Genomic DNA, 15,286 nt, shown 5'->3' on the forward strand with positions numbered 1-15,286 from the left:
CCATGTATGCAGACGCCGAAATTCTGGTGGTCGAGGACAGCCACACCCAGGCCACCGAACTGCAGTACATGCTCGAAGCCGTTGGCTGCAAGGTGCGGGTGGCGAGCAATGGCCGCGAAGCGCTGGAGATGGTGGCGGTGCGCAAACCGACCATCGTCATCAGCGACATCGTCATGCCGGAAATGGACGGCTATGAGCTGTGCCGCCAGCTGAAGAGCTCGGCGCTGACCCAGGGCATCCCGATCATCCTGGTCACCGCCCTGGCCGACGCCCGCGACGTGGTGCACGGCCTGGCCTCGGGCGCGGACAACTTCATCGTCAAGCCCTTCGACGAGAAGTACCTGATGTCGCGCATCCGCTACTTCCTGGTCAACCTCGAACTGCGCACCCACGAGCGTGTGCAGATGGGGGTCGAGGTGGTGCTGGAGGGCGAGCGCCATTTCATCACCGCCAGTCGCCAGCAGATCCTCGACCTGCTGATCTCCACCTACGAGCAGGGCGTGCGCTTGAACAACGAACTGCAGGCCAAGCACGACGAGCTGGCGCGGACCAACTCGCTGCTCAACTGCCTGTTCCACTTCACCAGCGGCCTGACCGATGCCAAGAGCGAGCGCAATGTCATTGACGCCGCGCTGCGCCGCATCCTGGAATTCCCCGACGCGGTCGGTGCCTGGCTGCTGCTGGCCGACGCCAACGAACCGCACGAGCCGGCCCATGTGGCCGGCGCCTGCGCGCGAGGGCAGAACTATTCGAAGCATGACCTGGACAGCTGCGCACGCAACTGCCCGTGCCGACATGCCTGGGTCAGTGACAAGCTGTCGCGGCCAACCAACATCAGCGACTGCCCGGCGCTGCTCGACAAACCGGGCGACTCCATCCACGCCAGCATCCCGCTGCAGATGGGCGGCGAGATCATCGGCATGCTCAACGTGGTGCAGCGCGACGCACAGCCCTGGTCGGAAGACTCGCTCAGCGCCCTGGCTTCCATCGGCCGCCAACTGGCCATGGCCCTGGGCCGCGTGCGCCTGTTCGAGAGCATGGAACAATTGGTGGAGCAGCGCACCGAGGCGCTGACCAAGAGCGAGGAACTGTTGCGCAAGGTGCTGGACAGTCTACCGGTGGGGGTGTTCGTCACCGACCAGCAGGGCCGCCTGATCATGAGCAACCCGGAGAGCAGCCTGATCTGGGGCGGCGCCCACCCGAGCGGCGCGGACGGCTACGGCCACTACCGCGGCTGGTGGGCGGAGACCGGCGAGCGCATCACCGAGTCGGGCTGGTCGATGATGCGTGCCGTGCAGCAAGGCCGGGTGTCGCGCAACGAAGTGGTCGACATCGAGACCTTCAAGGGCGAGCGCAAGACCATCCTCAACTCGGCAGTGCCGTTTCGTGACGCCAGTGGGGTGATCCAGGGTGCCATCGTGGTGATCCAGGACATCACCGAACAGCGCCGCCGCGACCTGGAGATCCGCATCCGCACGCGGGCGGTCGAGGCCAGCGTCAACGCGGTGATCATCACCGACGCGGAGCATCCGGATCAGCCCATCGTCTATGCCAACCCGGCCTTCGAACGCATCACCGGGTACTCGGTGGACGAGGTGCTGGGGCGCAACTGCCGTTTCCTGCAGGGTAAGGACCACGATCAGGCGGAGCTGGACAGCATCCGCCGTGCCCTGGCGGCGAAGGAGGAGGGCGCGGCCCTGCTGCGCAACTTCCGCAAGGACGGCTCGGAATTCTGGAACGACCTGCGGGTAGCACCGGTGGTCAATGATCGCGGCAAGGTCAGCCACTTCGTCGGCATCCTCCACGACGTCACCGAGAGCAAGCGCTACCAGGAGGAACTGGAGCACCAGGCCAACCATGACAGCCTCACCGGCCTGCCCAACCGCAACCTGCTTAACGACCGCATCGGCCAGGCCATCGCCTTCGCCAGCCGTGGCAGCGGCCAGTTCACCCTGGCGTTCATGGATATCGACCAGTTCAAGGTGGTCAACGACAGTCTGGGCCACAGCAGCGGCGATCAGCTGCTGATCGAGATCGCCGCACGCCTGCGCGCCAGCGTGCGCGATATCGACACGGTGGCACGCCTGGGTGGCGACGAGTTCATCATCCTGCTGGCCGACACCGACCAGCTCAGCGAGCAACTCGCCCTGCTGGAGCAGATCAAGGACAGCATCGCCAGCCCGATGATGCTGGATGGCCAGGAAGTGGCGGTCAGCTGCAGCATCGGTTTCTGCTGCTTCCCCAGCGACGGGCGCGACGCCGGCACCCTGCTGCGCAACGCCGACACCGCCATGTACCAGGCCAAGCACCAGGGGCGTAACCGCATCTGCGCCTTCATGCCGGCGATGAACGAGCAGGTCCAAGCGCGCCTGGCCATGGAGCAGCAGACCCGCCACGCCCTGCAGAACCAGGAGTTCATCGTCTTCTACCAACCCCAGCTGGACCTGCAGAACGGCCGCCTGTGCGGTTTCGAGGCACTGGTGCGCTGGAACCGCGGCGGCACCATGGTTTCACCGGGCGAATTCATACCGCTGGCCGAGGAAACCGGCTGGATCGTCGATATCGATTTCTACGTGTTCGAGATGGTGTGCAAGCAGCTGGCGATCTGGCGCGAGAGCTTCAGCCAGGACCTCAGCGTGGCGGTGAACTTCTCCGCGATCAGCTTTGCCGACGAGAATTTCATCGAGCGCATCCTTAGTGTGCTGAGGAGCCAGAACATTCCCTCGCGCTGGATCAAGATCGAGCTGACCGAGACCATCCTGACCAGCGACGCCGACGTGGTGCAGCGCAAGATGCAGCACCTGTGCGAACAGGGCGTGCGCTTCTCCATCGATGACTTCGGTACCGGCTATTCCTCCCTGGGTTATCTCAAGCGCTTCCCGTTCAGCCAGCTGAAGATCGACCGCAGCTTCATCACCGACATCCTCACCGAACCGGACAGCGCCTCGCTGGCCCGCTCGATGATCTCCATCGGCCACAACCTGGGGATCAAGGTGATTGCCGAAGGGGTGGAGCAATCGGAGCAGATGAGCTTCCTGCGCGCCGCCGGCTGCGACGAGATGCAGGGCTACTTCTACTCACCGCCGTTGCCGCCGCTGGCCTGCATGCAGTTCCTGCAGAGCGGTGCGCCGCTGAGCCTGCCGGCCAATATCCTCGACGGCACCGAGCGCTATCTGCTGATCGTCGATGGCAGCGCCGAGAGCCACGAGGCCCTGCGTCGCGTACTGCGGCTGGAGAGCTACAAGCTGCTCACCGCCAGCGACGGCGCCGCCGCGCTCAATCTGATGGCGCTCTACCCGGTGGACGTGGTGCTGACCGACCTGAGCCTGGTGGATATGCACGGCGTGGAATTCCTGCGCAAGATCCGCAGCATCTACCCGGACGCCATCCGCCTCGCCCTGAGCGACGCGGCCCGGGTCGGCAGCATCCTCAAGGCGGTCAACGAAGGCGTGATCTACCGCTTCATCACCACCCCCTGGGAGCCGGAAGACCTGCGCAACCAGCTGCGCGAAGCCTTCCAGCAACGCGAACTGCACCGCGAGAACCGCCGTCTGCGCCAACAGATCGGCATGGCGCGTTGAGTTACAGGCAAAAAAATCCCCGCGGTCAGGAGCGAGCCGCGGGGAGCGCAATGGCCGACAAGGGCAGGGTCGGCCCAGGAGGGATTGTTTGGCCCGAGCGTGCTCGGTCCGGATCTGATCAGGCGTTGGGCTGCCAGCCTCCACCGAGGGCCTTGTAGATGGCGACGATGCCGCGGTACAGCTCGATCTCGGCCAGGGCCTGGGCGTCTTCGGCGGCCAGGCGCTCGCGCTCGGCGTCGAGCAGCACCAGGAAGTCCTCGGTGCCTTCGCGGTAGCGCACCGCGGCCTGGGCCGCCGCCGCGCGGCTGGCCTCGGACTGGCGCGCCAGCGAGACCAGGCGCTGCTGGCGCTTGGCGTAATCGCTGAAGGCGTTTTCCGACTCTTCCAGGGCCAGCAGCACTTGCTGCTCGTAGCTGGCCAGAGCGCCATCGGCGTCGGCCTCGGCGCCGCGCAGGCGGGCCCGCACGCTTCCTAGGTCGAACGCCGCCCAGCTGATGGTCGGTGCCACGCCCCAGGCCCGCGCATCGGCGGCGCCGAGCTGCGAGCCGCGGCCAGCGGTGAAGCCGAGGAAGCCGGAAAGGCTGACCCGCGGGAACAGATCGGCGGTGGCCACCCCGACATTGGCAGTGGCGGCGGCCAGCTGGCGCTCGGCGACGCGTACGTCCGGACGGCGGCGCAGCAGCTCGGCCGGATCGCCGATTGGTAACGCCTTGGCGATCACCGGCAGCGGCTTGTCCGACAGGTCGACGGTCAGCTGTTCCGGACGCTGGCCGAGCAGGGTGGCGATGCGGTGACGGGCGCGTGCCTCCTCGGCCTGCAGTTGCGGCAGGCTGGCCTCGGTGGCGGCCAGGCGCGCATCGGCACGCAGCACGTCCAGTTCGCTGCCGATGCCAGCGTCGCGCAGTTGCTCGGTGAGGGCGCGCGACTGGCTCTGGTTCTTCAGGTTGTCGCGGGCGATCCGCTCCCGCAGCTGGGCGCCACGCAAATTGCCGTAGGCATCCACCAGCTCGGCGATCAGGCTGACCTGCAGTTGGTACAGCTCGGCCTCGGCGGCCTCGCTCTGGGCGTCGCTGGCCTCGATGGTGCGCTGGATGCGGCCGAACAAGTCGAGCTCCCAGGCCATGTCCAGGCCCAGGTCGTAGCGTTCCTGACGGATGCGCTCTTCGCTGGTCGGTGGTTGCTGCGCCTTGCCGAACTCACCGCTGGCGCGGCTGGTGATCACCGGCATCTGGTCGTTGCCGACGTCGTCACGGATGGCGCGGGCAGCGCGCAGGCGGGCGAAGGCCACGCGCAGCTCGCGGTTTTCCTTGAGCGACTGCTGTACCAGCTGGCTCAGGGTGGGGTCGTCGAACTGCTCCCACCAGGCCGATTCGAAGTCGGTGCGGTCGTAGTCGCCGGCCTCCAGCGCGGTGATCCGCGCTGGCTGGGTTTCTGGCGCCTGGTAGTCCGGGCCGACGGCGCAGGCGCTGACGGCGAGGGCGAGCAGGGCGGGAATCAACGGCTTCATGCATGCACCTCGTGAGCGATCTGGTTGGCCTTGCGCGCTTCGCGCTTTTCCACGAAGCCGCGGATCAGCACGTAGAACACCGGAGTCAGCAGCAGGCCGAAGAAGGTCACGCCGATCATCCCGCTGAACACCGCCACGCCCATGGCATGGCGCATCTCGGCGCCGGCACCGCTGGAGAGAACCAGGGGCACCACGCCCATGATGAAGGCGATGGAGGTCATCAGGATCGGGCGCAGACGCAGGCGGCAGGCTTCCAGCACCGCGGCCATGCGGTCGAGGCCTTCTTCCTGTTTCTCCTTGGCGAACTCGACGATGAGGATGGCGTTCTTGCACGCCAGGCCCACCAACACGATCAAGCCGATCTGGGTGAACACGTTGTTGTCGCCGCCGGCCAGGATTACGCCGGTGATGGCGGAGAACAGCACGGTCGGCACGATCAGGATCACCGCCAGCGGCAGGCTCCAGCTCTCGTACTGGGCGGCCAGCACCAGGAAGGCCAGCAGCACGCAGAGCGGGAAGATGAAGATCGCGGTGTTGCCGGCGAGGATCTGCTGGTAGGTCAGCTCGGTCCACTCGTAGGTCATGCCGTTGGGCAGTTCCTCCTTGAGCAGCTTGGCGATGGCCGCCTCGGCCTGGCCGGAGCTGTAGCCGGGGGCTGCCGCGCCGTTGATCTCGGCGGTGAGGAAGCCGTTGTAGTGCATGACCCGGTCCGGGCCCGAGGCGCTATCGACCTTGACGAAGGTGGATAGCGGGATCATCTCGCCACGGTTGTTGCGTACCTTGAGCTGGCCGATCTGCTCGGGCTCCAGACGGAACTGCTGCTCGGCCTGAACGTTGACCTGGTAGGTACGACCGAAGCGGTTGAAGTCGTTGGCATAGAGCGAACCCAGGTAAACCTGCATGGTGTCGAAGATGTCGCTGATGGCCACACCGTGGGTCTTGGCCTTCTCGCGGTCGATGTTGGCATCGATCTGCGGCACGTTGACCTGGTAGCTGGTGAACACCGACATGGGGTTCAGCTCCGGCAGCGCGCGCGCCTTGGCCAGGATGTTCTGGGTCTGCTTGTACAGCTCCTCGTAGCCGAGGCTGCCGCGGTCCTGGATCTGCAGACGGAAGCCACCGATGGTGCCGAGACCCTGCACGGGCGGCGGCGGGAAGATGGCGATGTAGGCGTCCTGGATCTCGGCGAACTGGGCGTTCAGCTCGGCGGCGATGGCACCGGCGGACATGCTCGGGTCCGTGCGCTCGTCGAACGGCCGCAGCGGGGTGAACACGATGCCGCTGTTCGGGCTGTTGGTGAAACCGTTGATCGACAGGCCGGGGAAGGCCACGGTGTTCTCCACGCCCGGGTGCTTGCCGGCGATCTCCGACATGCGCTTGATCACCGCCTCGGTACGGTCGAGGGTGGCGGCGTCCGGCAGCTGGGCGAAGGCGACCAGGTACTGCTTGTCCTGCTGCGGCACGAAGCCGGTCGGGGTGCTGGAGAAGCCCAGGTAGCCGAGCACCAGCAGGCCGCCGTAGACCAGCAGGGCGATCGAGCTACCGCGCAGCACGCGCTTCACGGTGCCGACATAGCCATGGCTGGCGCGGTCGAAGAAGCGGTTGAACGGGTTGAACAGCCAGCCGCCGAACAGCTTGTCGAGCACGCGGGAGAAGCGGTCCTTCGGCGCGTGGTGATCCTTCAGCAGCACGGCGGCCAGGGCCGGCGACAGGGTCAGCGAGTTGAACGCCGAGATCACGGTGGAGATGGCGATGGTCAGCGCGAACTGCTGATAGAACTGCCCGGTGAGGCCGGAGATGAACGCGGTCGGCACGAACACGGCGCAAAGAACGAGTGCCGTTGCGACGATCGGGCCGGTCACTTCCTTCATGGCCTGGCGGGTGGCCTCGATGGGCGTCTTGCCGAGGCCGATGTTCCGCTCGACGTTCTCCACCACCACGATGGCGTCGTCCACCACGATGCCGATGGCCAGCACCAGACCGAACAGCGACAGGGCGTTGAGCGAGAAGCCGAACAGGTGCATCACGGCGAAGGTACCGATCAGCGACACCGGCACGGCGGCCAGCGGGATGATCGAGGCGCGCCAGGTCTGCAGGAACAGGATCACCACCAGCACCACCAGCACGATGGCCTCGAGCAGGGTGTGCACCACCGCCTCGATGGAGCCACGCACGAAGATGGTCGGGTCGTAGACGATCTCGTAGTCCACGCCCTGCGGGAAGCTCTTCTTCAGCTCGGCCATGCGTGCCCGCACGGCGTCGGAGATCTCGATGGCATTCGAGCCGGGGCGCTGGAACACCGGGATGGCCACGGCCGGCTGGTTGTTCAGCAGCGAGCGCAGGGCGTACTGGCTGGAGCCCAGTTCGATGCGCGCGATGTCACGCAGGCGGGTGATCTCGCCGTCGTCGCCGGCGCGGATGATGATGTTCTCGAACTCTTCCTCGCTGACCAGGCGGCCCTGGGTGTTGATCGACAGCTGGAAGCTGTTGCCGGCGTCCGAGGGCGGCGCGCCGAGGGCACCGGCGGCGACCTGGCGGTTCTGCTCGCGGATGGCGGCGACCACATCCGAGGCGGTGAGGTTGCGCGAGGCCACCTTGTTCGGGTCCAGCCATACGCGCAGCGAATAGTTGCCCATGCCGAACAGCTGCACGTCACCCACGCCGTCCAGGCGCGCCAGCTCGTCCTTGACGTTGAGCGCGGCGAAGTTGGACAGGTAGAGCATGTCGTAGCGCTGATCCGGCGAGGTCAGGTGCACAACCATGGTCAGGTCGGGGGAAGCCTTGTCCACGGTCACGCCGAGCCGCTGCACCTCGGTGGGCAGGGTCGGCATGGTACGGGTCACGCGGTTCTGCACCTGCACCTGGGCGTTGTCCAGATCGGTGCCGAGGGCGAAGGTGATGGTCAGGGTCAGCTTGCCGTCGGCCGTGGACTGCGACGACATGTAGAGCATGCTCTCCACGCCGGTGATGGCCTGCTCCAGCGGCGAGGCGACGGTCTCGCCGATCACCTTGGGGTTGGCGCCGGGGAAGTTGGCGCGCACCACCACGGTGGGCGGCACCACTTCGGGGTATTCGCTGATCGGCAGCTGGAACAGCGAGATCGCACCGGCGATCAGCACCAGCAGGGACAGCACGGCGGCGAAGATCGGCCGCTTGATGAAGAACTGGGAGAAGTTCATGGCGTTCTACCTCAGCCGCGCGGTGCGTTGCTGGATTTGGCTTGTTGTTCGGCCACGCGCGGGGCGTCGCGGCCATCCACGGCCTGACGCAGGCGCGCCAGTTGAGCGAGGGTGGCTTCGTCGGCCATCGGCACGGATTGCGGGTCGACCGTGGCACCGGGCATGGCGCGCTGCAGACCGTTGACCACGATCTTCTCGCCCTTGGAAAGACCGCTGCGGACGATGCGCAGGCCTTCCAGCTTCGGACCGAGCTCGATGGCGCGGTAGTCCACGGTGTTCTTGTCGCCGAGGACCAGGACGAACTTCTTGCCCAGGTCGGTGCCGACCGCTTCGTCCTTGATCAGCGCGGCCGGGTAGGTGCCGCTGCCGACCAGTTTGAGGCGGGCGTAGAGGCCGGGGGTGAAGCGGCCGTCGCGGTTGTCGAACACGGCGCGGCCACGGATGGTGCCGGTGCGCGGGTTGACCTGGTTGTCGAGGAAGTCCAGCTGGCCCTCGTGCGGGTGGCCGTTCTCGCTGGTCAGGCCGAGGTACACCGGGCTGGCGCCACGGGCGTCGCTACCGGCCTTGCGGGCCAGCTCGACGTACTTGAGAAACACGCGCTCGTCGGCGTCGAAGTAGGCGTAGACCTTGTCGGTGGACACCACCGAGGTCAGCAGCGACTGGCCGGCGCCGACCAGGTTGCCCTCGGTGATCTCGGCGCGGCTGACGCGGCCGTCGATCGGCGAGGTGATGCGGGTGAAACTGAGGTTGAGCTGGGCGTTCTCCAGCTCGGCCTGGGTCGCGGCGACCGCGGCCTGGGCCTCGGTGGCGGCACTGGCGCGGGCATCGGCCAGTTCGGCGGAGATGGCGTTGCTCTGGCGCAGACGCTCGCCACGGCGGGCTTCATTGGCGGCGCGGGTCTGGTTGGCGCGGGCCTGTTGCAGCTGGGCCTGCAGGCGCTTGACCTCGGCCTCGAACGGGCGCGGGTCGATCTGGAACAGCAGGTCGCCTTTCTTCACCAGGCTGCCTTCATCGAAGGCCACCTTGTCGATGTAGCCGGAGACACGCGGGCGCACCTCGACCGACTCCGGGGCTTCCAGGCGGCCGGTGAACTCGTCCCATTCGTTGATCGGCTGTTCGATGACTTCGGCGATGCTGACCTTGGCGGCCGGCATCTGCTGGCTGGCGTCTTCACCCTTGCCGCAGGCGCTCAACACCAGGACGGCCGCGAGGGCCAGGGGAAAGCGCCAGGAGATATTGTTTGACTGTTCCATGTTTGACTCCGCCAGTCGGATTTGTGAATGGGCGGAGTCTGCTCGGCGCAGTTTGAAGGCACGAATCGAACGATCCGAATTTGAATATCATCCGGAATGATGATTCATGCTCTGGCGTTAATAGTGGCTGTGGCGCCCGTCGCAGAGCGCCTGGGGAAATCAGGCGAGGGTGTCGGGATCGCCGCAGAACATCTGCAGGCGTGAGCGCAGCCAGCGCTCGGCCGGGTCGTTGTCCTGGGCGCCGCGCCAGACCATGTGCAGCTCGAAGGTGTTGCTCTCGAACGGCAGGGGTTCGGCACGCAGGCCGCCGATGGCGATCAGCGCCGAGGCGGCGTAGTCCGGCACGGTGGCGACCAGGTCGGTGCCGGCGAGCAGCGCGCCGAGACCGTTGAACTGCGGTACGGCCAGCACCACGCGGCGCTTGCGCTCGAGCTTCTCCAGGGTCTCGTCGATAAAGCCGATCAGGCCGCCGGCGAACGACACCATGGCGTGCGGGCGGGCGCAGAAGTCGTCCAGGCTGAGGTTGCCCGGCACGCTGTCGGCGCGCAGCAGGCGCGAACCGCCACGGCGGATCACCTTGCGCTTGGCATTGGCCGGCAGTTCCTCGGTGTAGCTGACGCCCACCGAGATCTCGCCGGAGGCCAGCAGGTTGGGCATCAGTAGGTAGTTGGCACGCCGCACCACTATAGATACCCCGGGGGCCTCGGCGCGCAGGCGGCGCAGCAGCGGCGGCAGCAGGGCGAACTCCACATCGTCGGACAGGCCGATGCGGAACACCGCGTTGCTGGTGGCGGGGTCGAAGTCGGTGGCGCGGCTGACGGCGGTGGAGATGGAGTCCAGCGCCGGGGAGAGCAGGCCGAAGATTTCGGTGGCCCGCGCGGTGGGCTCCATGCTGCGTCCGGTGCGGACGAACAACGGGTCGTCGAACAGGCTGCGCAGGCGGGCGAGGGCGGCGCTGATCGCCGGCTGGCCGAGGAACAGTTTCTCCGCGGCACGCGTCACGCTGCGCTCGTGCATAAGCGTCTCGAATACGATCAGCAGGTTCAGATCGACGCGGCGCAGGTCGTTGCGGTTCATCACTGTCTTCCGTGTTGGGTGTGTGAAAGGTGCGGCCGTGGCAAGATAACGTCAAGAGCGAGGTTGACCTTATCGTCAGCCTCGGCCATCGGCCGGCCCGATCATCCACATTTATGGTGACTATCAATGTGCGCGGGTGGTGTCGATGGATAAGCCCATATAGAGTCCGGGGCCATAGAGTCCACGGCGAGGTGTGTGATGTCCCGCATGATCCGTTTCCACCAGTTCGGCGATGCCAGCGTGCTGCGTCTGGAGGAATTGCCGACCCCGAAACCCGGCCACGGCGAGGTGCTGATCCGCACCCAGGCGCTTGGTGTCGGTTGGCGTGACGTACTGTGGCGGCAGAACCTGGCGCCCGATCAGGCGGCGCAGCTGCCGGCCGGTGTCGGCTTCGAGCTGTCCGGCGTGGTCGAGGCCGTTGGCCCTGGGGTCGACGATCTAACCCCTGGCGTGGCGGTTGCCAGCTTCCCGGCCTTCAGCCCCAACCAGTACCCGGCCTGGGGTGATCTGGTGCTGATGCCGCGCAGCGCGCTGACCCGCTATCCCGACGTGCTGACGCCGGAAGAAGCGGCGGTGCACTACACCCCCTATATGCTGGCGTACTTCGCCCTGGCCGAACTGGCCGATGTGCAGCCCGGCCAGCGCGTGCTGGTCACCGAGGCTTCTCATTGCCTCGCGCCCCAGGCCGTGCAGATGGCCAAGGCGCTGGGCGCCGTGGTGATAGCCGCTACCAGCGAAGGCTCGACCCGTGCCTACCTGCGTGAGCTGGGCGCCGACAAGGTGATCGACACCGAAGAGCAGGACCTGGTCCTCGAGGTCGAGCGCTTCACCGACGGCAAGGGCGTGGAAGTGGTACTGGACCAGTGCGCCGGCCCGCAGATGAAACTGCTCGGCGACGTCGCGGCGACTCGCGGCAAGCTGATCATCTACGGCGTCAACGGTGGCAACGATGCCGCGTTCCCTGCCTGTGCGGCGTTCAAGAAGCACCTGCAGTTCTTCCGTCACTGCGTGCTGGACTTCACTGGCCAGCCGGAGCTGGGCTTGCAGCGCGACGAGGAGGCGGTGCAGAAGGCGCTGACCCGTATCAACCAGATGACGGCCGACCGCCTGCTCAAGCCGACCATCGCCAAGAGTTTCGCCTTCGAGGATTTTGTCGCCGCCAATCAGTTCATGGAGACCTGTCCGGCTGGTGGCCGGGTGGTGATGAATATCCCGGCATAAGCAGCGTGATCCTGCTGGCAAAACGCCGCCTTCGGGCGGCGTTTGCATTTCTGAGGAAAAATACTGACTCGAGGCTTGAATTGATAAGTATTATCATTAAGATGCGCAGCACGTTGCAGCCGAGGATCGGGCTATGGGAACGTTTCATCGTTGGGGGGAGCCCGCCGGCACACCGGTACGCTTGGCCTCCGACACCAGGAACAACGGGCTGGACTGTCTCTACGCCACACACCGGCGGGTACTGATAGACGCCGCTCAAGGCGTGCTCGGCTGCCGTGCGCGCGCCGAGGATGTGGTGCACGATGCCTTCCTCAAGCTGTGGGAAAGCGGCGACCGCCACGCCATCGAAGACCCACTCCGCTACCTGTTCCGCATGGTGCGCAACCTGTCCATCGACCGCCTGCGCCGCCAGGCCCTGGAAGGTCGCTACAGCGCCGACGAGGATGCGCTCGACGAGCTGCCGGCGCCGCAGTCCGGCCCCGAGCAGCGCGCCATCGGCCAGCTGGAGTGGCAGCGCCTGCAGCATGCCCTGGGCGAGCTGCCCGAGCGCACCCGCACCGTGTTTACCATGAGCCAGCTGGAAGGCTACAGCCAGCGCGAGGTGGCCACCCACCTCAGCGCTTCGCCGACCCTGGTGCATTTCCTTCTGCGCGATGCTCTCAGCCATTGCCGGAGCCGCCTCGACACCGAGGCGGCCTGACGCCTTCGCCGTTTTGGATCCGATATGAAACTGCTCAAGCTGCTGTTCCGCGACAACCGCCTGCCGCTCTCCGGCATCGTCCTGCTCAGCCTGTGCAGCGCGGTGCTCAGCGTCGGCGTGATCGCCTTCATCAACCTCAAGCTGATCCGTCTGGAAGGCGAGCTGGTCACCACGCTGCTCAGCTTCCTCGGCCTGCTGGCGCTGCTGATGATCAGCTCGGGAGCAGGGCAGGTGGCGCTGCACACCCTCGGCCATCGTTTCGTCTACCGCCTGCGTCGCAGCCTGGTGCGCCGGGTGCTGGACACCGACATCGAGCGCCTGGAGCAGATCGGCGGCGCGCGCATCCTTGCCAGCCTGTCCAGCGACATCCGCAATATCACCATCGCCTTCGTCTATATGCCGGAGCTGACCTACGGCCTGATCCTCAGCATCGCCGCCTTCAGCTACCTGGCCTGGCTGTCGCCGGCGCTGTTCGGCATCACCGCCGGCTGGCTGGGCCTGACCCTGCTGGTGGGCTGGTTCTTCGTCGGCAAGGTCAACCACCACATCCGTCTGCTGCGCGAAGCGGAAGACCACCTGTACCAGGACTATCAGGCGATCATCGACGGTCGCAAGGAGCTGGCGCTCAACCGTGATCGCGCGCGCATGCTCTACGACGAGGAATTCGACCGCGACGCCCGTGCCTACCGCGACAACGTCACCCGCGCCGACATCTTCAACGGCCTGGCCGGCAACTGGGCCAACGTCATGGTGCTGGGCAGCATCGGTCTGGTGTTCTTCTGCGCCAGCGGCCTGGGCTGGGCCTCCGGCGAAGTCGCCGCGACCTTCGCCCTGACCGTGCTGTTCCTGCGTGCGCCGATGGTCGCCACCGTCGCCGCACTGCCCAGCCTGCTGGCCGCGCGCATCTCGCTGGACAAGCTGGAGGCGCTGGACCTGGCGCCGGAAACCAGCGATATCGCCGCGGTGCCTGGTCTCGGCGAATGGCAGAGCCTGCAGCTGGCCGGTATCGAATACCGTTATCCGGGCGAGGGCGAGGAGGCTGGTTTCGATGTCGGCCCCATCGACCTGGAGCTGCGCCGTGGCGAACTGGTGTTCCTGGTCGGCGGCAACGGCAGCGGCAAGTCGACCCTGGCGCGCCTGCTCACCGGCCTGCATCGCCCGGCCGCTGGCGAGATCCGACTGGACGGTCGCGTCGTGCAACCGCACCAGTGGCAGTCCTATCGCCAGCTGTTCGCCAGCGTATACACCGATTTCCACCTGTTCTCCCGTCTGCTCGGTCCGGCGGCAGCGGAGGTGGACGAGTCGCTGGTCGGCCAGTGGCTGGATCGCCTGTGCCTGCGCCACAAGGTCAAGTTTGCCGCCGGCCGCCTGGCCGACACGCGCTTCTCCCAAGGCCAGCGCAAGCGACTGGCGCTGATGCTGGCGATGCTCGAGGACCGCGACATCCTGATCCTCGACGAGTGGGCCGCCGACCAGGACCCGCTGTTCCGCCGCCTGTTCTACCGCGAGCTGCTGCCGCAGCTGAAGGCCGCCGGCAAGACCGTGCTCGCCATCACCCACGACGACCATTACTTCGACCAGGCCGACCGCCTGGTGAAGATGGATGGCGGTCGTCTGTCCGAGCTCACCGGCGAAGCCCGGGACCGCGCCACCCAGGACGCGGTCAGGGAAATCGGCGGCTCCATCCCGGCCTGATTGCAGTCTTCTTCGCCCCTGGTAACAGGGGCAGGGCACTGTCATGTCCGTGCAAACGAATTAAATGAAAATTATTCGCAGCTTCGTGCGTCTTTAAAGCGTGCCACCTTTTACGAGGGATACCCCATGAGTCTGGATAATCCGCAAACCACCTTCCTGGTCGTGGTCAACGACGAGCAGCAGTACGCCATCTGGCCGGCCTACAAGGCCGTTCCCGCCGGGTGGCGCGAAGACGGCGTGCGCGGCGACAAGCCGACCTGCCTGGCGCATATCGCCAGCGTCTGGACCGACATGCGCCCGCGCAGCCTGCGCGAGGCCATGGACGCCTGATGCAGCTGTTCTGCCTGGCTCATGCCGGCGCCAGCGCCATGCCTTATGCACGCTGGCGCAAGCGCCTGCCGCGTTGGCTGGAAGTCTGCCCGCTGGAGTTGCCAGGCCGTGGTGCCCGTGAGGGCGAGCCGCTATGCCAGGAGCTGCCGGCGCTGCTGGCCGACCTCAAGCAGGCCTGGCTGCGCGAGTGCAGCGGTCCGTACCTGCTGTGGGGCCATAGCCTGGGCGCCATGCTCGCCTTCGAGCTGGCCCAGGCGCTGATCGCCGATGGCCATGCAGCACCACTGGCGCTGTTCGCCTCGGCCTCCCGCGCGCCATCGCGCCGCCTGCAGGCACCGCGCATGACCACGCGCAGCGACGGCGAACTGTTCGCCGGCCTGGATGGTTTCGCCCGCCTGCCACGCGAGCTGCTGGCCGACCCGCTGTTCCGCCGCGAGCTGCTGCCGGTGCTGCGCAGCGATTTCGCTCTGGCCGAAAGCTACCGCTACCAGCGCCGCACGCCCTTGCCCTGCGCCGTGCATGTGCTCGGCGCGCGCCGCGATTGCCTGAGCGAGGACGACCTGCGCGCCTGGCGCCGCGAGACCCGCGGTCCCTTCACCCTGGAATGGCTGGATGGCGACCACGCCTACCTGCGCCCCCAGGAAGACGAACTGCTGTCCCTGATCGAATTCCATGCCACGCGCCTGTTGCGGCGCGAGGCGGCCGGCATGCCCCTGGGCGCCTAGGCCACTCTTTGCGAGGTG

At 66.6% G+C, this 15,286-nt stretch carries 10 protein-coding genes; 6 read left to right on the forward strand and 4 right to left on the reverse strand.

Annotated elements, in window-relative coordinates; translation table 11 throughout:
- Positions 1 to 2 precede the first annotated feature (2 nt).
- A complete protein-coding gene (locus OH686_RS00980; protein ID WP_289535789.1) occupies positions 3 to 3,581 on the forward strand; it encodes an EAL domain-containing protein in 3,579 nt (1,192 codons plus the stop codon).
- A gap of 118 nt (positions 3,582 to 3,699) precedes the next feature.
- Here OH686_RS00980 and OH686_RS00985 read toward each other — a convergent pair whose 3' ends face one another.
- From OH686_RS00985 to OH686_RS01000, 4 genes are all read right to left on the reverse strand, one after another.
- Positions 3,700 to 5,088, reverse strand: coding sequence for an efflux transporter outer membrane subunit (locus OH686_RS00985; RefSeq protein WP_289535790.1), 1,389 nt, complete (start codon positions 5,086 to 5,088; stop codon positions 3,700 to 3,702).
- On the reverse strand, positions 5,085 to 8,267 hold the full coding sequence (locus tag OH686_RS00990; RefSeq protein WP_289535791.1) for an efflux RND transporter permease subunit: 3,183 nt from the start codon (positions 8,265 to 8,267) through the stop codon (positions 5,085 to 5,087). Before OH686_RS00990 ends, OH686_RS00985 begins: the two co-directional genes overlap by 4 nt.
- 11 nt (positions 8,268 to 8,278) lie before the next feature.
- Complete coding sequence (gene mexE, locus OH686_RS00995; RefSeq protein WP_289535792.1) at positions 8,279 to 9,520, reverse strand: multidrug efflux RND transporter periplasmic adaptor subunit MexE; 1,242 nt, start codon at positions 9,518 to 9,520, stop codon at positions 8,279 to 8,281.
- 159 nt (positions 9,521 to 9,679) lie between these two features.
- A complete protein-coding gene (locus tag OH686_RS01000; protein ID WP_137973077.1) occupies positions 9,680 to 10,597 on the reverse strand; it encodes a LysR family transcriptional regulator in 918 nt (305 codons plus the stop codon).
- Between the two features lie 198 nt (positions 10,598 to 10,795).
- On the opposite strand from OH686_RS01000, the gene OH686_RS01005 reads away from it, so the two are divergent.
- The 5 genes from OH686_RS01005 to OH686_RS01025 all read left to right on the forward strand — a co-directional run bounded on the left by OH686_RS01005 (position 10,796) and on the right by OH686_RS01025 (position 15,268).
- Positions 10,796 to 11,818 carry a zinc-dependent alcohol dehydrogenase family protein gene (locus OH686_RS01005; protein WP_289535793.1) on the forward strand — a complete coding sequence of 341 codons (1,023 nt, stop codon included), beginning with the start codon at positions 10,796 to 10,798 and terminating at the stop codon, positions 11,816 to 11,818.
- Between the two features lie 133 nt (positions 11,819 to 11,951).
- A complete protein-coding gene (locus tag OH686_RS01010; protein ID WP_289535794.1) occupies positions 11,952 to 12,518 on the forward strand; it encodes a sigma-70 family RNA polymerase sigma factor in 567 nt (188 codons plus the stop codon).
- A gap of 24 nt (positions 12,519 to 12,542) precedes the next feature.
- Positions 12,543 to 14,213, forward strand: a complete 1,671-nt coding sequence (locus tag OH686_RS01015; protein WP_289535795.1) for a multidrug ABC transporter permease/ATP-binding protein — start codon at positions 12,543 to 12,545, stop codon at positions 14,211 to 14,213.
- 126 nt (positions 14,214 to 14,339) lie between these two features.
- Complete coding sequence (locus OH686_RS01020; RefSeq protein WP_137973081.1) at positions 14,340 to 14,543, forward strand: MbtH family protein; 204 nt, start codon at positions 14,340 to 14,342, stop codon at positions 14,541 to 14,543.
- The gene (locus tag OH686_RS01025) at positions 14,543 to 15,268 is read left to right on the forward strand and encodes a thioesterase II family protein (RefSeq protein WP_289535796.1); all 726 of its coding nucleotides are present in this window, start codon (positions 14,543 to 14,545) and stop codon (positions 15,266 to 15,268) included. Before OH686_RS01020 ends, OH686_RS01025 begins: the two co-directional genes overlap by 1 nt.
- The last annotated feature ends 18 nt before the right edge of the window (positions 15,269 to 15,286 follow it).

Origin of the sequence: Pseudomonas sp. SO81 (assembly GCF_030374125.1) — a bacterium.
Classification (GTDB): domain Bacteria; phylum Pseudomonadota; class Gammaproteobacteria; order Pseudomonadales; family Pseudomonadaceae; genus Aquipseudomonas.

What these genes read in the sequence shown, in the direction of transcription:
- OH686_RS01015 (WP_289535795.1), top strand. Translation starts at nt 12,543, where the DNA reads ATGAAACTGCTCAAGCTGCTGTTCCGCGACAACCGCCTGCCGCTCTCC.
- OH686_RS01025 (WP_289535796.1), top strand. Translation starts at nt 14,543, where the DNA reads ATGCAGCTGTTCTGCCTGGCTCATGCCGGCGCCAGCGCCATGCCTTAT.
- OH686_RS01005 (WP_289535793.1), top strand. Translation starts at nt 10,796, where the DNA reads ATGTCCCGCATGATCCGTTTCCACCAGTTCGGCGATGCCAGCGTGCTG.
- OH686_RS00985 (WP_289535790.1), bottom strand. Translation starts at nt 5,088, where the DNA reads ATGAAGCCGTTGATTCCCGCCCTGCTCGCCCTCGCCGTCAGCGCCTGC.
- OH686_RS00990 (WP_289535791.1), bottom strand. Translation starts at nt 8,267, where the DNA reads ATGAACTTCTCCCAGTTCTTCATCAAGCGGCCGATCTTCGCCGCCGTG.
- OH686_RS01020 (WP_137973081.1), top strand. Translation starts at nt 14,340, where the DNA reads ATGAGTCTGGATAATCCGCAAACCACCTTCCTGGTCGTGGTCAACGAC.
- OH686_RS00980 (WP_289535789.1), top strand. Translation starts at nt 3, where the DNA reads ATGTATGCAGACGCCGAAATTCTGGTGGTCGAGGACAGCCACACCCAG.
- OH686_RS01010 (WP_289535794.1), top strand. Translation starts at nt 11,952, where the DNA reads ATGGGAACGTTTCATCGTTGGGGGGAGCCCGCCGGCACACCGGTACGC.
- mexE (WP_289535792.1), bottom strand. Translation starts at nt 9,520, where the DNA reads ATGGAACAGTCAAACAATATCTCCTGGCGCTTTCCCCTGGCCCTCGCG.
- OH686_RS01000 (WP_137973077.1), bottom strand. Translation starts at nt 10,597, where the DNA reads ATGAACCGCAACGACCTGCGCCGCGTCGATCTGAACCTGCTGATCGTA.